Genomic DNA, 15,672 nt, shown 5'->3' on the forward strand with positions numbered 1-15,672 from the left:
CGATCAGGGGCGAAGCCACAGGATCGTCTAGCTGACGATCTTGTCCTTCTCGGTTTCGGTGCGGGGCAGCGGCGTGGCGACGGTGTCGTCGACCTTCGAGTCCTCGCCCTTCAGGCCGTCCTGGAAGGCGCGGATGCCCTTGGCGGCGTCGCCCATCAGGCCCGACAGCTTGCCGCGTCCGCCAAACACCACGGCCACGACCGCGATGACGATCAGCCAGTGCCAGATACTCAGACCACCCATGGCGGCGATGCTCCTTCAGGCGGGCGACGCTCGGCGACCCGCATCGTTCGATTGTTCGGCCCAATATAGGCGGTTGCGCGGCGTGTCGCCAAATTAAAGGACGGTATTGAAGTTTGCGTGGTTCGAGACGCTCGGCTGAGGCCTCGCTCCTCACCATGACGGGCAAAGGTGGTCGTCATCCTGAGGAGCGATCTTTCAGGATCGCATCTCGAAGGGCGCACTACTCCTCGCCGCCGACATAGTCCTGCACGAACTCGGGCGCGTCGCCCTCGCCCTCGCCGAAATCGAGGGCGTCTTCGTCGTCGCCGGGACGCGACGGATCGGGCACCTCGAAGCCCGGAGGCAGGTCGAGGCCCAGCAGGCCGGCGGCCTTCATGTCGGCCATGCCCGGCAGGTCTGCCAGATTGGCCAGGCCATAGTGCTCAAGGAAGGCGTCGGTCGTGCCGTAGGTCACGGGCCGGCCGGGCGTCCGGCGCCGACCGCGCATCCGCACCAGACCCAGCTCCAGAAGAATGTCGAGCGTGCCGCTGCTGGCCTGGACGCCACGCACGGCTTCGATCTCCGCCCGGGTGACCGGCTGGTGATAGGCGATGATGGCGAGTGTTTCCTGGGCCGCCTTCGACAGGCGGCGGGGCGAGTCCCGCTCCTCGGTCATCAGGAAGGCGAGGTCCCCGGCAGTCTGGAACCGCCAGCGACCACCGACCGCCGCCAGCTCCACGCCGCGCGGCTCATAGCGAACGCGCAGCGCTTCCAGGCCCGCCGCGACATCGGCGCCCTCCGGCAGGCGGCGGGCCAGATCCTCGATGCTCAAGGGCTCGGAGGCGGCGAACAGCAGGGCCTCGATGCAGCGTTCGAGAAAGATGAGGTCGAAGAGGGTATCGCTCACGACGCCACGGCCTCCGGACGGTCCTTGCGTTTTCGCAGATAAAGGTCGGCGAACGCCTCAAGCTGACGCGCCTCCAGCTCGCCTTCCTTGACCAGCTCCAGGCTCGCCGACAGCGTTGAGGCGAGATAGGAAGCGCGGCTCGGGCCCAGATCGTCGACCGCCATCGGCGCAACGCCGGCCAGTGACGTCCAGGCGCTCAGTTCCGGCAACATGCCGCGAAGGCGATGACGGGCGTCGTCCAGGGCATAGGCCGTCGGCGCGGCCGGACGGTAGCTGCGGTCATGCTCGCGCTTCCGCTGACCGATGTAGGCGCTCATCAGCTGGTAGAGGTCGCCTTCGATGCGTCCGGACGACTGGATGACCACCGCCTCGGGATCACCCCGCACGAACACGTCCCGGCGCAGCTGGGGCCGCGCGTTCAGAGCATCGACGGCCTTCCGCATCGCGTCGAGTTTCGCCAGCCGGAACGCCAGTTGGGCGGCGATTTCCTCGGGTGGAGCCTCGTCGGCCTTCGGCCGCTCGTTGCGTGGAAGCAGCAGGCGAGACTTCAGGTAGGCCAGCCAGGCGGCCATGACCAGATAGTCGGCCGCCAGCGAGAACCTCAACTTTCGCGCCTGTTTGACGAAGGCCAGATACTGGTCGGCGAGCCGGGTAACCGACAGCTGGAGCAGGTCGACCTTCTGACTGCGGGCCAGGGCCAGCAGCACATGCAGCGGGCCTTCATAGCCGTCGAGGTCGACGATCAGCGCGTCGCCGTCCTCGGCCGCGTTGGCCGCGGCGTCGAAGTTCAGGATCGGCTGGAAGGTGATGTCGCTCATGCCGCGAACCGCCCTTCGAAGGCGGCGTCGAACCGCGCGATGGCCTCACCGACGTCGAATGGCTCTGGCGGCGTCGCCAGGCGGGACAGGGCCGCCTCGGCGCGGCGCTCCGCCTTGCCGGACAGGATCCCGGTCCCGGCGATGACCGGCTTCATTTCGTCCATGCGGCCATTGCAGTGCAGCACCACATCGCAGCCGGCCGACAGCGCCGCGCGAGCGCGGGTCTCGAAATCGCCTTTCAGCGCCTTCATCGAGAGGTCATCGGTCATCAGCAGGCCGTCAAATCCGATCGCGCTCCGGATCACCTCGTTGATCACCTTGCGAGAGGTGGTCGCGGGCCCCGAAGGATCAATGGCCGTGTAGACGACGTGCGCGCTCATCGCCATCGGCATGTCGGACAGCATGCGGAAAGGCTCGAAGTCGACCGCGTCCAGGTCGGCCCGCGACGCCTCGACCACCGGCAGATCTTCATGGCTGTCGGCCATCGACCGGCCGTGGCCAGGCATGTGCTTGATCACCGGCAGCACGCCGCCTGCGATCAGGCCTTCCGCCGCGGCCCTGCCAAGGGTCGCCACCTCGTCCACGGTCTCGCCGTAGGCCCGGTCGCCGATGATGTCGTGGGCGCCGGGAACCGGCACGTCCAGCACCGGCATGCAGTCGACCGTGATGCCCAGCGCGCGCAGGTCATGCGCCAGCAGCCGCGCGCCCAGCCGGGTGATCTCCCGCCGGAATAGCGGGTCGCTGGTCGTCAGGGTCCCGTAGGCCCGGCCGGGAGGGTATTTGCGCCAGTGCGGCGGCCCCAGCCGCTGCACGCGCCCGCCCTCCTGATCGATCAGGATCGGCGCGGCCTCGTCGTCGACCGTCTCACGCAGCGCGGCGGTCAGGGTTCGCACCTGGTCCGGCGACTCGATATTGCGTTTGAACAGAACGAAGCCCCAGGGCCGCACATCCCGGAAGAAGGCTCTCTCGTCGTCGGTCAGGACCAGTCCGAGGCAGCCGAGGATGGCGGCGTGGCGCGTCACTTCACAAAGCAGCTCTTGCCCGCGCCCTTGAGGCGTTCGCAGAAGGTCTGGGCCTCGGCCCGGCTGGCGAAACCGGTCACCGACGTGCGGTAGAGCGTCTTGCCGTCCTTATCGATGGACTCGACCTGCTTGCCCTTGCCGGCCGCGAGGCCGGGGGCGACGGACGCGGCGTCGCTCCAGCCCTGATCGGCCATCGCCGCCGAGGAGAAGGCGCCGATCTGGACCATGGCGGAACCGCCGGCCGGCTTGGGCGCAACGGCGACCGTCGTCGGCTTCGGCGCGGCGGCTACGGCCGGGGCGGGTTGGGCCGGCGTGGCGACCACGGGACGGGCGGGCGCGGCCGCGACCGGCAGGGCCGGACGCAGGGCCGCGCTCTGGACAGGCGTCGTGGGCTCGGGCCGCGGCTGGACCGGTTCGGGCCCCGGCGCGAAGGTCGGCGCGGCGTCGATCGCGCCGTCTTCCTTGTAGATCTGCAGGCCGGCGCTCTCGTCTTCGGGCTGGGCCTGGGCCGGCGGCGGCGCCTTCGTGTCCGCGACGACGGCGCCGACGGGGCGCGGCTCATCGTTCGCGCCGCGCTGGCCGTCCTTGTAGAGCCAGAACGCGCCCCCCGCGACCAGCAGCACCAGAATGATGGCGCTGATCATCAGGGTCGACGAATTGCCACCGGCCCCGCGGACAGGGCGGCGCGCGTCGAAGCTCAACGGGGAGTCGGTCGGCGGGGTATAGGCGCCGCGATCGGGATCGGACATCAAACAGGGCTCCAGGGAGCGGCGAACCGGACGTCGTGGCGAATCGCGCGCCGACGCCGACCAGTCTACCGAAGCGCGGCGCGGGGCCGCCAGCGCCGCAAGGTCGCTACCAAACAGTTAATTTGACGTTGCCGAACGGTTAATGCCGCGCCGTCAGTTCCAGGTATCCATCTGGAAAAGCCGGCGATGCTCCTCGATCGCGAAACGGTCGGTCATGCCGGCGATATAGTCGCAGACCACCCGGGCCCGGGCGCTGTCGTCGCGGTTCTGCGACAGGGCGAACCACTCCTCGGGCAGCACTTCGGGCTCGGCCTGGAACAGCGAGAACATGTCGGCCAGAATTCGCTTCGCCTGGCTGCGAGTGCGATTGACCTTCCAGTGGCGGTACATCCGCTCCATCAGGAAGGCCCGCAGGCGCGCGAGGTCTTCGTGCATGTCCGGCGAAAAGGCGACCAGGGCATGGTCGAGGCCGCGGACATCGTCCGGCGAAGCGACACCGGTCGCGGAGGCGCGGCGCAGGGTCTCTCCCATCACGTCATCGATCATGGCGCCGATCATCCGGCGCACGGCCTCCAGCCGGGTCAGACGTTCATCGAGGCCCGGCCGGTCGGCGCGCACGCCATGCAGGATCGGTCCGATCAGCGGCACGTCGAGCAGCTCCTCCAGCCGGAACAGTCCGGCCTGCAGGCCGTCGTCGACGTCGTGGTTGTTGTAGGCGATGTCGTCGGCGATGGCGGCGACCTGCGCCTCCGCCGACGCCCAGCTGTCCAGCCGCAGCGACCAGCCGGCGTCGCAATTGCGCACCATGCTCCAGGATGGCCGGTCGAGCATTCCGGTCACCGGGCCGTTGTGCTTGATGACGCCTTCGAGCGTCTCCCAGGTGAGGTTCAGGCCCTCGAAGTCCGGGTAACGATGCTCGAGTTTGGCCACGACCCGGAAGGTCTGGACGTTGTGATCGAACCCGCCCCACGGTCTCATGCTGTCGTCGAGCTGGTCCTCGCCGGCATGGCCAAAGGGCGGGTGGCCCAGGTCGTGCGCCAGGGCGATGGTCTCGGCCAGATCGTTGTCCAGACCCAGCGCCGTCGAGATCGAGCGGGCGATCTGCGCCACCTCCAGCGAATGGGTCAGGCGGGTGCGGTAGTGGTCGCCTTCGTGGGCGACGAACACCTGGGTCTTTTCCTTCAACCTCCGGAAGGCCGTCGAATGGATAATCCGGTCGCGGTCCCTGGCGAAGGGCGTGCGGGTCCGGCTTTCCGCCTCCGGATGCCGGCGCCCTCGCGAATGCGCGGGGTTCTCGGCATAGGGCGCGCGTGGCGGCGGCTGGAAGGATTGCGACATCAGGCAGTCCGGAAAAGGCGATCGCCCCTTTCCCCGGGGCTCGGGCTTGCACATATAGGACAGGAGAGAGTTTTCCACAGCATGACCGACACCGCCGTCACCCTGTCCGAACAAGCCGCCCGCCGGCTTCACGCTATCAGCGCGACCGAAGGTCGGCCGCTGATGCTGCGCGTGGCGGTCGATGGCGGCGGCTGCTCGGGCTTCCAGTACCGCTTCGATCTGGTGCCGGAAGGCGAAGCCGACGATCTGCGCATCGAACGTGATGGCGCGGCGGCGCTGGTGGACCCGATCTCCCTGGCTTTACTCAAGGGCTCGGTGATCGACTTCGTCGACGAACTGGCCAGCGCCGAATTCCGTGTGCGCAACCCCAACGCCAAGTCCAGCTGCGGCTGCGGCGTAAGCTTCTCCATCTGAAGACCGCCCCCGGAAATTAGGACATCGGCTAATTAAGGCTTGGACTTAGGAAAATCCCTAATTAGGGTTTGCCCTATGAACTCGCTCTTCAAGGCCCTTTCCCACCCGGTTCGCCGCCGCATCATCGAGATGCTGCGGGTGGCCCCCCTGACGTCCGGCGACATCGCCGCGCGGTTCGATATGGCCTGGCCGACGGTCACCGGACACCTGAACACCCTGAAGGACGCAGGCCTTGTCGACGCCGAACGTGACGGCGCCTCGATCCGTTACCGCCTGAACATTTCCGCTGTCGAGGAGGCGCTGGCCTTCCTGATGGACCTTGCAGGGGCGGGTCATTCCGCCCCGGATCCCCTTCGCTCGCTGGAGAAGCCGTCGTGACGTCACCATTTTCCCGCTTCAGCACGCCCGCCGCCGCGATCGGTCAGGCCGCACTGGGCGCCTATGTCTGGATGTTCGGGTCCACCGCCCCGATCCCGATGCACTTCGATCTTTCAGGTGACGTCGACCGCTGGGGCGATCGCGCTGAAGCCGCCCTGGTCATCGCCGGAATGGCGGCAGCGTCCCTGGTCACAGGCCTGCTGCTCGAAGCCAACGCGCGTCGTCCCGAGGCGGATGAAGCCCGTCGGCGCGATCTCGGCATCGCCCGGTCAATCGCCGTCGCCGCGCCCTGCATGGTCTCGGCGATGATGGCGGGCCTCGCTCTGTCGTCCCATCCCAGCACGCTGGGCGGATCAAACTTCATCCTGACGGTGAGCTGCGCGCTGTTCGTCGTTGTCGGCGCGATCATGGGCAAGGTGGCTCCCAACGCCTTCGTCGGCGTCCGCACGCCCTGGAGTTTGAACAGCAAGCTGGCCTGGGAGCGCTCCAACCGGCTCGCGGGGCGCCTGTTCTTCTGGGTTGGTCTGGTGGGACTGTTCGTCGCCCCGACGGCGCCCCAACCGCTCGGCATGCAGGTGTTCGGCGGCACGGTGTTGGCGATCGCCCTTCTCACCGTCTTCGAGAGCTGGCGCGTGTGGCGCGCCGATCCCGAACGCCGCACCGTCTAGGAGCCGCCATGACCCTTCGATCCCTGATCCTCGCCGCGGTCCTGACGGCCGCCGCGCCCGCCGCCCTCGCCGCCGCGCCGGTCGAGACCTTCGTTGATATCCCCGGCGGTCCAGGCCCGCTCAAGGGCACGATGCTGGCCCCGGCCGGCGGCCCGCATGGCCCGGCCGTCCTGATCCTCGCGGGGTCAGGCCCGACGGACCGTGATGGCGACAACCCGCTCGGGGTGAAGGGCGCGACCTACCGGCTGATGGCCGAGGGGCTCGCGGCCCAGGGAGTCACCACCCTGCGGGTCGACAAGCGCGGCATGTTCGCCAGCAGTCTGGCCGCCGCGGATCCGAACGCGGTTACCGTGGTCGACCTGGCCGCCGACGCCCACAGCTGGGCCGCGAAGTTCAGGGCCGACACCGGAGCGCCCTGCGTCTGGCTGCTCGGTCACAGCGAAGGCTCGCTCGTCGCCCTGATCGCAGGGCAGGATCCGAAGGACATCTGCGGCCTGATCCTCGCGGCCGCACCGGGCCGGCGCCTCAGCGACGTGCTGCGCGAGCAGCTGAAGGCCAACCCGGCCAACGCGCCGGTCCTTGGTCAGGCCCTCCCGGCCATCGACGCACTGGAAGCAGGCAAGACCGTCGACACCACCGGCATGCATCCGGCTTTGCTCGGCCTGTTCCGACCCAACATCCAGCAGTTCCTGATGGTCATGTTCCGGCAGGCCCCGGCGAAGCTGGCGGCGGCGTACAAGGGGCCTATCCTGATCCTGCAGGGCGACGCCGATATCCAGGTGTCGGTTGTCGACGCCAACCTGCTGAAAGCCGCCCAGCCGAAGGCGAGACTGATCATTCTGCCGGGCGTGAACCATCTCATGAAGGCCGGGAGCCGCGATCGGGCCGAAACCCAGGCCAACTATGCCGATCCGTCCCTGCCGCTCGCGCCGGGCGTGGTCGACGCCGTCGCCGCTTTCGTGAAGGCTCAGCCCGGGACGAACTGAAGGACCGTGACCAGCGCCAGGCCCCAGATCAGAGGGGCGCTCATGTAACTCCAGGCCAGGGTCTCGCGGTTCCGGCGAAACATGATCCAGGCCAGGTACGGCGCGACGATACAGACAATCCAGAAGCTGATCAGCAGCGCGAAGCCGATCCAGGCCAGTGGGTTGAACAGGTTGCCGCGGGCGTCGAATATCAGCGGCGAGAACAACACGCCTATGGCGCCCAGCGGCATCAGGCCGGCGCACACCGCGGTCGCCAGGCCGAGCAGGATCTGCCGGGTCTTCCGATCAATCACATCGTTGGTCTTGAGCGTGGTCGCCATGGGCCCTAGCCTCCCCCGCCGCAGCCGGAGCCGTCAATGCGACTCGCCACCTGGAACGTGAATTCCGTCAACGCTCGCCTGGAAACAGTACTGGGGTGGTTCGAGGAGGCCTCTCCGGACGTCGCTGTCCTGCAGGAAATCAAATGCATCGACGAGAAGTTCCCCGCCGAAGCCTTTGAACGCCTTGGCTATAATGTCGCCGTTCATGGTCAGAAGACCTACAACGGCGTGGCCATGTTGTCGAAGACGCCGCTGGAAGACGTCCGGCGCGGCCTGCCAGGCGACGACGGCGACGAACAGGCCCGATACATCGAGGCGGTGGTGTCCGGACCGACACCGGTGCGGGTGGCGGGCATCTACCTCCCCAATGGCAATCCGATCGGGACCGAGAAGTTCAGCTACAAGCTGGCCTGGATGGAGCGACTTCGCGTCCACGCCGCGGCGTTGTTGCGGTTCGAGGAACCCCTGGTCATCGCGGGCGACTACAACGTCATTCCCCGCCCGGAGGACGCCGACAAGCCGGAAGGCTGGCTGGGCGACGCTCTGTTTCAGCCGGAGAGCAAGGCGGCCTACCGCGCCTTGCAAAACCTCGGCTTGACCGACGCCTTCATGCAGATGGACGGCAACGCGGGTGAATACACCTTCTGGGACTATCAGGCCGGCGCCTGGCCCCGGAACCACGGCATACGCATTGACCATGCCCTGCTCTCGCCCCAGGCCGCCGATCGGTTGACCGGTTTCGAGATCCACCGCGATGTGCGCGGGCGGGAGAAGCCTTCGGACCATGTGCCGGTGGTGGTGGAGCTGACCCTTTGATCAAGTTGACCTTTTGCCTGATCCGCCGGCCGGAATTCACCCGTGAGACCTTCCAGGACTACTGGTTCAACGTCCACGCCCCGCTCGTCACCAGCGTGAAGGACGCCCTGCGCATCCGCCGTTATGTGCAGATGCACAGCCTTCCTCCGGAGGTCAGCGCCGACACCCGCGCCTCGCGCGGCGGCCCCGAAGGCTACGACGGCGTGGCCGAACTCTGGTGGGACAGCTTCAAGGACATGGCGCTGACGGCCAACGACCCCGCGGCCCGGGATGCCGGCCGGCTGCTGCTCGAGGACGAGAAGCGCTTCATCGACCTGGCAAAGTCCCCGCTGTGGTGGGGTGAGGAACGGGTCATCATCGGCTGAAGTCCGCGTGAGCGATTGCTCACATTTCACTTGCATGAGCCGTCGCGTCGGGGTAGTGAGTGATTGCTCACATTCGGAGACGCCACCATGCGTTCGTTCACCTATCCCGAGTTCTGCGCCGCGCTGACGGCCGCGACCCGTCCGGCCAGAGGCGGCCGTGTCGCTGTCCGCAAGCCAGAGCCCCGTTCGCCCCGCAAGGGCTGACGTCGCCAGGGACTCTCGCTAGCCTGCCGCCATGACCGACATGGCGCGCCTGTTTTTGCTGTTGGGACTGGCCGGCACAGCCGTGACCTTCTTCGGCAGTCTCGCGCTCTGGTTCCTGGATGAGCCCCGCCGGATTGGCCGCGCCCTGCGTCGGGTCCTGCAGGCAGAGCCGGAGGCCGTGGTGCTGGCCCAGGGCCGAGGTCGCGGCGCGGGATTCTCCTTCAAGACCGGCCTCGCCGCCGTGGCCTGGGACCGGGGCGCCTGGTGCCTGATCTACCGCATCGACGAACTGATCGGCGCCGAGCTCGTCGTAGACGGTCAGGTCGCCGCCCGCGTCTATCGCGGCGAGCCCCGCCGGGCGCTGGAACAACGTGTCTCCTCCGCGGACCAGATCACCCTGCGCCTGATCTTTGATGATCCGGGCAATCCCGACTTCGATCTGGACCTCTGGCTGCGCGGCGACGAAGCGCGACGCGACGACTGGTCGCCACAAAAGGCGATCCAGGAGGCCAACAGCTGGTTGGCGCGCTGCGATTCCATCCTGCGTCGCCCGCCGGCGCCGAAGCCCGCCCCCGTCCCCGCCTATGTCGCTGCGCCTCCTCCTCCTCCTCCTCCTCTTCCTCCTCCGCCGCCGCCTCCGCCGGCCCGGGCCGAGGCCGCGCCAGAACCTCCTCCGTGGGACGACGAAGACGAACCGGACGACGACAACCCGCCGCGACTTCTATAATTGACAGTGTAAATTTATAGGCGCACGATCCCTGAAACCTGTCCTGGGGAGGATTGCCTTGACCGCTCTGATCGCCGCCGCTGTCTTTTTCGTGCTTCTCCATCTCCTCGTGTCCGGCACGGCCCTGCGCGGCGCCATTGTCACAATGATCGGGGAGTCCCCGTTCATGGGCCTGTTCTCGCTGGCCTCGGTCGCCGGACTGGTCTGGCTTGGCTGGGCCTATGGGCAGGCCCGGGGCGAAGGACCGATCTATTGGGATCTCGGTCCCGGGGCGAAGCATACGGCCGTCGCGCTGATGCTCCTGGCCATGCTGTTGATCGTGCCCGGCCTGATCACGCCGAACCCGACCAGCGTCAAACAGGAGGGCGCGCTCGACAAGCCGAACGCCGTTCAGGGCATGTTGCGCATCACCCGCCACCCCTTCCTCTGGGGCGTCGCAATCTGGGCCGCCGGCCATCTGCTGGCCAATGGCGATCTGCCGAGCGTCATCCTGTTCGGATCGATGCTCGTGCTGGCCCTGTTCGGCACCGCCAGCATCGATGCCAAGCGCAAGCGGGCCCTCGGCGCCCGCTGGGACGCCTTCGCCGGCCAGACCTCCGGCGTGCCGTTCGCGGCCATCCTCGCCGGCAAGCAGAAGGTGTCGGTCGGCGAGATCGGCTGGTGGCGACTGCTGCTCGGCGTCGCCATCTGGGCGGCCCTCCTCTGGGGTCACCCCTTCCTGTTCGGGGTCAATCCGCTCGGCTGAACCGGCGATTGATCCGGATCATGGACCCGCGAGGCCCTGTTTCGGCAGACCTCGGGCATGGCCAGAACCGACACCGTCGAACTCCCCCTGCCCTCGCCCTATGACCAGCTCGGCGGCGCATCCGCCATGCGCGAACTCGTCGACGCCTTCTACGACGCCATGGACAACGATCCGGACGCCGCAGGCATTCGCCGGATGCATGACGCAGATCTTGGACCCATCCGGGACAAGCTGTTCGACTGGCTGAGCGGCTGGGCCGGCGGACCGCAGCTCTACAGCCTGAGGCCTGACCGGGCCTGCATCATGTCGGCGCACGCGCCCTACGCAATCGGCCCGGCCGAACGCGATCAGTGGATGGGCTGCATGCGCAAGGCCCTGGGCGCCCTGGACATCGACCCGGAGGTGCGGGCGATGTTCGAAGCCGCCTTCGGCCGCCTGGCGAACGGCCTGCGCAATCGCTAGGCGATCAGGCCTCAGCGCTCGACCTGGCTGACATCGCGCACAGCGCCCCTGGCGGCGTTGGTGGTCATGGCCGCGTAGGCGCGCAGGGCCGGGCTGACGGCGCGGACGCGGTCAACCGGCTTCCAGGCGTCCTTGCCCCGCGCTTCCATGGCCTCGCGGCGAGCCGCGATGACCGCGTCCGGCAGGTCCAGGGTGATTCCCCGGTTGGGGATGTCGATCAGGATCGGATCGCCGGTCTCGACCAGAGCGATCAGCCCGCCCTCGCCCGCTTCGGGCGAGACGTGGCCGATGGAGAGCCCGGAGGTCCCACCCGAGAAACGCCCGTCGGTGATCAGGGCGCAGGCGGCGCCCAGGCCTTTCGATTTCAGATAGGTGGTCGGGTAGAGCATCTCCTGCATGCCCGGCCCGCCCTTGGGGCCCTCGTAACGGATCACCACCACGTCGCCGGCCTGGACCTTGCCGCCGAGGATGCCGCTGACCGCCGCCTCCTGGCTTTCGTAGACCTTGGCCGTGCCATGGAAGGTCAGGATCGACTCATCGACCCCGGCCGTCTTCACGATGCAGCCTTCGGGCGCGAGATTGCCGAACAGCACGGCCAGCCCGCCGTCCTTCGAGAACGGATGCTCGACCGAGCGGATCACACCGCCCGTGCGGTCGGTGTCGAGCTCTTCCCAGCGCGCGGCCTGGCTGAAGGCGATCTGGGTCGGCTTGCCGCCGGGCGCGGCGCTGAACAGGTCGCGGGCGATCTGGCTGTTGGTGCGGCCGATGTCCCAGCACGCCAGGGCATCGGCCATGGTGGAGGCATGGACGGTCGGCTGGGTGGCGTCGATCAGGCCGCCGCGCTCCAGCTCGCCGAGGATGGCCATGACCCCGCCGGCGCGATGGACGTCCTCCATGTGCACGTCGGCCTTGGCCGGGGCGACCTTGCACAGGCAGGGCACGCGGCGCGACAGCCGGTCGATGTCGGCCATGCCGAAGTCGACCTCGCCCTCGTGGGCGGCGGCCAGCAGGTGCAGCACGGTGTTGGTCGAGCCGCCCATGGCGATGTCCAGGCTCATGGCGTTCTCGAACGCCGCCCGGGTGGCGATGCCGCGCGGCAGGGCCGTGGCGTCGTCCTGCTCGTACCAGCGCTGGCACAGGTCGACGATCAGCCGGCCGGCCTCCTTGAACAGCGCCTCGCGGTCGGCGTGGGTCGCCAGCACCGAGCCGTTGCCGGGCAGCGACAGGCCGAGCGCCTCGGTCAGGCAGTTCATCGAGTTGGCTGTGAACATGCCCGAGCAGGAGCCGCAGGTCGGACAGGCCGCCTTCTCGATTTCCGACACTTCCGCGTCGCTGTAGTTTTCGTCGGCGGCGACGACCATCGCGTCGACCAGGTCAAGCGAGCGAATCTGGCCCTTCACGACGACCTTGCCGGCTTCCATCGGACCGCCCGAGACGAACACCACCGGGATGTTCAGGCGCATGGCGGCCATCAGCATGCCGGGCGTGATCTTGTCGCAGTTGGAGATGCAGACCATGGCGTCGGCGCAGTGTGCGTTGACCATGTACTCGACGCTGTCGGCGATCAGCTCGCGGCTCGGCAGCGAGTACAGCATCCCGCCGTGGCCCATGGCGATGCCGTCGTCGACGGCGATGGTGTTGAACTCCTTGGCCACGCCGCCGGCCGCCTCGATCTCGCAGGCGACCAGCTGGCCGAGGTCCTTCAGGTGCACGTGGCCGGGCACGAACTGGGTGAAGCTGTTGGCGACGGCGATGATCGGTTTGCCGAAATCTCCGTCCTTCATGCCTGTGGCGCGCCAAAGGCCCCGGGCGCCGGCCATGTTGCGGCCGTGGGTGGAGGTACGCGAGCGGAGGACGGCCATGGCGAGGGTCTCGATCAGGAAGGCCCCGATCCTATCGCGGTTATCATCGACGGCGAAATATATTACTGGTGGCTGATTAGGTCGTCATGGATATCAGATGGACATTCGCCGACTGAGCCACTTCGCCGCCGTGGCCGAGACCCTGCACTTCGGTCGCGCCGCCGAACGGCTGGGGATGACACAGCCGCCCCTCAGCCAGTCGATCATGGCGCTGGAGCGCGAGCTGGGCGCGCCGCTGTTCGTGCGTACCAAACGCAGCGTCCAGCTGACGCCCTTCGGGGCGCAGTGGCTGCCGTCGGTGCGGGAGGCGCTGTCGGGCATCGAGACGCTGGCGACCACGGCGCGGCGACTGCGTGACGGCCAGACCGGCCACCTGACCCTGTCGTTCGTCACCACCGCCGACTACAGCATCCTGCCCGACCTCGTGCGCCGCTACGCCGAAGCCTATCCCGATGTGGATCTTCGCCTCGTGGAGGCGACGAGTGACGTCCAGATCCCGGCGCTGGTCGCCGGAGAGCGGCACGCGGGGATCATCATCCCGCCGCACGACGGGACGTTGCCCGAGCCTCTCATCTATCGCCGGCTGGTGTCCGAGCCGCTGGTGGCCGCCACGCCGACGGCCTGGATCGAGCACGGCCGCCTGCCGGTCAGGGCCGGGATCCTGGCGCCCGACGCCCTGCTGGGCGCGCCGCTGATCCTGTTCCCCCGGTCCGTGGCGCCCGCGTTTCACGACCTGGTGACGGGCTACTTCAGCGCACGGGGCCGGCCGGCGCGGATCGCCCAGGAGGCGATCCAGATGCAGACCATCATCAGCCTGGTGTCAGCGGGACTGGGCGTGGCGCTGGTCCCGGCCTCGCTGCGCAACCTCGCCCGCGCGGGCGTCAGTTATGTCGAGATCGAAGACGCGCCGATGCTGGAGACCGGCCTGGCCTGGCGGCGGGACAATGACACGGCCACGCTGCGGGGATTGCTTTCACTGCTGGCGGGCGGCTAGCCTAGGAAGGCGTCGGCGATGCGCTGGGCCGGAACCAGCGGGTCGACGTCGACCTGGCCGAGATTGGCCAGCACCGTGACGGCCACGCCGTCGTCGGGCAGCATCATCACGATCGAGCGCCCGCCGACGATGCTGCCGGCATGCCAGCCGCGTCGCCGTCCCCGAGGGTCGCGATCAACGTCCCAGCCGACGCCGAACACGCCGGTCGCGCCCGTTCGTGACGGGTTCGGCGTGAACAGGGCGGTCAGACCTTCGGCGCTGAGGTAGCCGGGGCGGGTCAGCGCGCCGCAGAACCGCGCCACATCCGGCGCCGCGCCCACAAGGCCTCCGCCCGGCCATTTGTAGGCGGGATTGATCGGCGGGCACCTGACGATCTCGGCCGGAGCCTTGAGCGGATAGACCGGCTGGTAGTCGCCAACCCGGCCTGGAACCATGGCGCCGCGCACTTCCGGCGCGATGCTGCCGAGCGCCAGAGGGCCGGTCACCTCGTCGGCGAGGATGCGCGGAAACGGAATGCCGGCGGCCGACTCCAGCACCGCCCCGATCAGCACATAGCCGAAGGTCGAATAGTGCACCGCCTCGCCCGGCGGCGAGACCAGCGGGTCGTTGATGAAGATGGCCAGCTTGTCTTCGGTGGTCGGATAGGGGCGCAGGTCGATCGAACCGCCTGGCGCGGCCGGATCGAAGTCACGCGGGATGTAGTGCCGCACGCCGCCCTGGTGGCTGACCAGCTGGCGCAGCGTCGTCTCCTGATGCGGCGCGGGCAGGGACGGACGATAGCGGCCGATCGGCGTGTCCAGATCGACGACACCCCGCGCCACCAGCCGCATGACGGCGGCGGCGGTCAGCACCTTGGACACACTGGCCAGCCTGAACCGGTCCTCAGGGGTGGCCGGAACGCCGGTATCGAGATCGGCGACCCCGAACGCTTCAGACCAGACCAGCCCTCCCCCCTGCCAGACCGCGGCCGAGACGGCCGGGAACGGCGCCGCGGCCATGAAGTCGCGCACCACCGCCCTCGCCTGCTCGATCACAGGCGACTGGGCGCGGGCCAGTCCAGGTCCAGCGAGCGTCAAGGCGGCGGGAACCGCGAAAAGGGACCGACGGGTGAGTTTCAAGCCTTCAGCGCGTCCTCGACCGCGGCCTTCAATTCGGCATCCTCCGGCACGGTGCGCGGGCCGAACACATTGATCAGGGACCCGTCCTTGCCCACCAGCAGCTTGTGGAAATTCCACACCGGCTCGGCGGGCTCGCCCACCTCGGCGACAGCCCATTTGTAGAACGGATGGGCGTCATCGCCCTTCACATCGACCTTGCTCGTCATCGGGAAGTCGACGCCGAAGGTGGTGCGGCAAAACTCGGCGATCTCCTCGTTCGTCCCGGGTTCCTGACCCATGAACTGGTTGCTCGGCACGCCCAGCACGACCAGCCCCTGGTCGCGGTAGTCGCGATAGAGCTTCTCCAGCCCGTCATACTGCGGGGTCAGGCCGCACTTGCTGGCTACGTTGACCACCAGAACCACCTTGTCCCGGAAGGTCGTCATCGGCAGGGCCGAGCCGTCTATGGCCGTGAAGTCGTAGTCGTAGGCGGTGGTCATGGCCGGGGCTCCGTGGATTTGCTGAACTATGACCGCGAGAAAGAGGAACTTCCAAGGCAGCTTGTCGAAAAGGCGGGC

General features: G+C 68.1%; 20 protein-coding genes. 10 read left to right on the forward strand and 10 right to left on the reverse strand.

What is annotated here, in order from left to right:
- Positions 1-27: 27 nt before the first annotated feature.
- From tatA to ACODSL_RS00400, 6 genes are all read right to left on the reverse strand, one after another.
- Positions 28-243: a twin-arginine translocase TatA/TatE family subunit gene (gene tatA / locus ACODSL_RS00375; RefSeq protein WP_488898641.1), complete on the reverse strand. Its 216-nt coding sequence runs from the start codon at positions 241-243 to the stop codon at positions 28-30.
- Between the two features lie 220 nt (positions 244-463).
- Positions 464-1,105 (reverse strand): SMC-Scp complex subunit ScpB, encoded by a 642-nt coding sequence (scpB, locus tag ACODSL_RS00380; RefSeq protein ID WP_488899712.1) that lies wholly within the window; start codon positions 1,103-1,105, stop codon positions 464-466.
- A gap of 20 nt (positions 1,106-1,125) precedes the next feature.
- Positions 1,126-1,947, reverse strand: coding sequence for a segregation and condensation protein A (locus tag ACODSL_RS00385; protein WP_488898642.1), 822 nt, complete (start codon positions 1,945-1,947; stop codon positions 1,126-1,128).
- The gene (gene nagZ / locus ACODSL_RS00390; protein WP_488898643.1) at positions 1,944-2,969 is read right to left on the reverse strand and encodes a beta-N-acetylhexosaminidase; all 1,026 of its coding nucleotides are present in this window, start codon (positions 2,967-2,969) and stop codon (positions 1,944-1,946) included. Before nagZ ends, ACODSL_RS00385 begins: the two co-directional genes overlap by 4 nt.
- Positions 2,966-3,718 carry a cell division protein FtsN gene (ftsN, locus tag ACODSL_RS00395; protein WP_488898644.1) on the reverse strand — a complete coding sequence of 251 codons (753 nt, stop codon included), beginning with the start codon at positions 3,716-3,718 and terminating at the stop codon, positions 2,966-2,968. The genes nagZ and ftsN overlap by 4 nt, the downstream gene beginning before the upstream one ends.
- A 153-nt stretch (positions 3,719-3,871) precedes the next feature.
- The gene (locus tag ACODSL_RS00400; protein ID WP_488898645.1) at positions 3,872-5,056 is read right to left on the reverse strand and encodes a deoxyguanosinetriphosphate triphosphohydrolase; all 1,185 of its coding nucleotides are present in this window, start codon (positions 5,054-5,056) and stop codon (positions 3,872-3,874) included.
- An 81-nt stretch (positions 5,057-5,137) separates the two neighbouring features.
- Between ACODSL_RS00400 and ACODSL_RS00405 the strand changes: the two genes are divergently transcribed.
- The 4 genes from ACODSL_RS00405 to ACODSL_RS00420 all read left to right on the forward strand — a co-directional run bounded on the left by ACODSL_RS00405 (position 5,138) and on the right by ACODSL_RS00420 (position 7,502).
- On the forward strand, positions 5,138-5,470 hold the full coding sequence (locus ACODSL_RS00405; protein ID WP_488898646.1) for a HesB/IscA family protein: 333 nt from the start codon (positions 5,138-5,140) through the stop codon (positions 5,468-5,470).
- 75 nt (positions 5,471-5,545) lie between these two features.
- A complete protein-coding gene (locus ACODSL_RS00410) occupies positions 5,546-5,848 on the forward strand; it encodes a metalloregulator ArsR/SmtB family transcription factor (protein ID WP_488898647.1) in 303 nt (100 codons plus the stop codon).
- Positions 5,845-6,516, forward strand: a complete 672-nt coding sequence (locus ACODSL_RS00415) for an SdpI family protein (protein WP_488898648.1) — start codon at positions 5,845-5,847, stop codon at positions 6,514-6,516. The genes ACODSL_RS00410 and ACODSL_RS00415 overlap by 4 nt, the downstream gene beginning before the upstream one ends.
- Before the next feature lie 8 nt (positions 6,517-6,524).
- A complete protein-coding gene (locus ACODSL_RS00420) occupies positions 6,525-7,502 on the forward strand; it encodes an alpha/beta hydrolase (RefSeq protein ID WP_488898649.1) in 978 nt (325 codons plus the stop codon).
- Here the strand turns inward: ACODSL_RS00420 and ACODSL_RS00425 are convergent.
- Positions 7,484-7,822, reverse strand: coding sequence for a hypothetical protein (locus ACODSL_RS00425; protein WP_488898650.1), 339 nt, complete (start codon positions 7,820-7,822; stop codon positions 7,484-7,486). The genes ACODSL_RS00420 and ACODSL_RS00425 overlap by 19 nt on opposite strands.
- 36 nt (positions 7,823-7,858) lie before the next feature.
- On the opposite strand from ACODSL_RS00425, the gene xth reads away from it, so the two are divergent.
- The 5 genes from xth (at position 7,859) to ACODSL_RS00450 (ending at position 11,141) form a co-directional block, all read left to right on the forward strand.
- On the forward strand, positions 7,859-8,638 hold the full coding sequence (xth, locus tag ACODSL_RS00430; protein ID WP_488898651.1) for an exodeoxyribonuclease III: 780 nt from the start codon (positions 7,859-7,861) through the stop codon (positions 8,636-8,638).
- Positions 8,635-9,003: an EthD domain-containing protein gene (locus tag ACODSL_RS00435; RefSeq protein WP_488898652.1), complete on the forward strand. Its 369-nt coding sequence runs from the start codon at positions 8,635-8,637 to the stop codon at positions 9,001-9,003. The genes xth and ACODSL_RS00435 overlap by 4 nt, the downstream gene beginning before the upstream one ends.
- 235 nt (positions 9,004-9,238) lie before the next feature.
- A complete protein-coding gene (locus ACODSL_RS00440) occupies positions 9,239-9,934 on the forward strand; it encodes a hypothetical protein (RefSeq protein ID WP_488898653.1) in 696 nt (231 codons plus the stop codon).
- 58 nt (positions 9,935-9,992) lie between these two features.
- The gene (locus ACODSL_RS00445) at positions 9,993-10,679 is read left to right on the forward strand and encodes an NnrU family protein (RefSeq protein ID WP_488898654.1); all 687 of its coding nucleotides are present in this window, start codon (positions 9,993-9,995) and stop codon (positions 10,677-10,679) included.
- Positions 10,680-10,736: 57 nt separating this feature from the next.
- Complete coding sequence (locus ACODSL_RS00450) at positions 10,737-11,141, forward strand: group II truncated hemoglobin (RefSeq protein ID WP_488898655.1); 405 nt, start codon at positions 10,737-10,739, stop codon at positions 11,139-11,141.
- Positions 11,142-11,152: 11 nt separating this feature from the next.
- Here the strand turns inward: ACODSL_RS00450 and ilvD are convergent, their stop codons facing one another.
- Positions 11,153-13,003: a dihydroxy-acid dehydratase gene (ilvD, locus tag ACODSL_RS00455; protein ID WP_488898656.1), complete on the reverse strand. Its 1,851-nt coding sequence runs from the start codon at positions 13,001-13,003 to the stop codon at positions 11,153-11,155.
- Positions 13,004-13,100: 97 nt separating this feature from the next.
- Between ilvD and ACODSL_RS00460 the strand changes: the two genes are divergently transcribed.
- Positions 13,101-13,997: a LysR substrate-binding domain-containing protein gene (locus ACODSL_RS00460; RefSeq protein ID WP_488898657.1), complete on the forward strand. Its 897-nt coding sequence runs from the start codon at positions 13,101-13,103 to the stop codon at positions 13,995-13,997.
- Here ACODSL_RS00460 and ACODSL_RS00465 read toward each other — a convergent pair.
- Entirely contained in the window at positions 13,994-15,115 is a 1,122-nt protein-coding gene (locus ACODSL_RS00465) for a serine hydrolase domain-containing protein (RefSeq protein ID WP_488898658.1), read from the reverse strand. The genes ACODSL_RS00460 and ACODSL_RS00465 overlap by 4 nt on opposite strands.
- On the reverse strand, positions 15,112-15,594 hold the full coding sequence (locus ACODSL_RS00470) for a glutathione peroxidase (protein WP_488898659.1): 483 nt from the start codon (positions 15,592-15,594) through the stop codon (positions 15,112-15,114). Before ACODSL_RS00470 ends, ACODSL_RS00465 begins: the two co-directional genes overlap by 4 nt.
- Positions 15,595-15,672: the final 78 nt, after the last annotated feature.

The sequence above is a fragment of the Caulobacter sp. FG121 genome (assembly GCF_057809815.1).

Coding starts and splice junctions, on each gene's coding strand:
- ACODSL_RS00405 (WP_488898646.1), top strand. CDS start 5,138: ATGACCGACACCGCCGTCACCCTGTCCGAACAAGCCGCCCGCCGGCTT.
- ACODSL_RS00385 (WP_488898642.1), bottom strand. CDS start 1,947: ATGAGCGACATCACCTTCCAGCCGATCCTGAACTTCGACGCCGCGGCC.
- ftsN (WP_488898644.1), bottom strand. CDS start 3,718: ATGTCCGATCCCGATCGCGGCGCCTATACCCCGCCGACCGACTCCCCG.
- tatA (WP_488898641.1), bottom strand. CDS start 243: ATGGGTGGTCTGAGTATCTGGCACTGGCTGATCGTCATCGCGGTCGTG.
- ACODSL_RS00400 (WP_488898645.1), bottom strand. CDS start 5,056: ATGTCGCAATCCTTCCAGCCGCCGCCACGCGCGCCCTATGCCGAGAAC.
- ACODSL_RS00470 (WP_488898659.1), bottom strand. CDS start 15,594: ATGACCACCGCCTACGACTACGACTTCACGGCCATAGACGGCTCGGCC.
- ACODSL_RS00450 (WP_488898655.1), top strand. CDS start 10,737: ATGGCCAGAACCGACACCGTCGAACTCCCCCTGCCCTCGCCCTATGAC.
- xth (WP_488898651.1), top strand. CDS start 7,859: ATGCGACTCGCCACCTGGAACGTGAATTCCGTCAACGCTCGCCTGGAA.
- ACODSL_RS00410 (WP_488898647.1), top strand. CDS start 5,546: ATGAACTCGCTCTTCAAGGCCCTTTCCCACCCGGTTCGCCGCCGCATC.
- ilvD (WP_488898656.1), bottom strand. CDS start 13,003: ATGGCCGTCCTCCGCTCGCGTACCTCCACCCACGGCCGCAACATGGCC.
- ACODSL_RS00425 (WP_488898650.1), bottom strand. CDS start 7,822: ATGGCGACCACGCTCAAGACCAACGATGTGATTGATCGGAAGACCCGG.
- ACODSL_RS00420 (WP_488898649.1), top strand. CDS start 6,525: ATGACCCTTCGATCCCTGATCCTCGCCGCGGTCCTGACGGCCGCCGCG.
- ACODSL_RS00460 (WP_488898657.1), top strand. CDS start 13,101: ATGGACATTCGCCGACTGAGCCACTTCGCCGCCGTGGCCGAGACCCTG.
- ACODSL_RS00440 (WP_488898653.1), top strand. CDS start 9,239: ATGACCGACATGGCGCGCCTGTTTTTGCTGTTGGGACTGGCCGGCACA.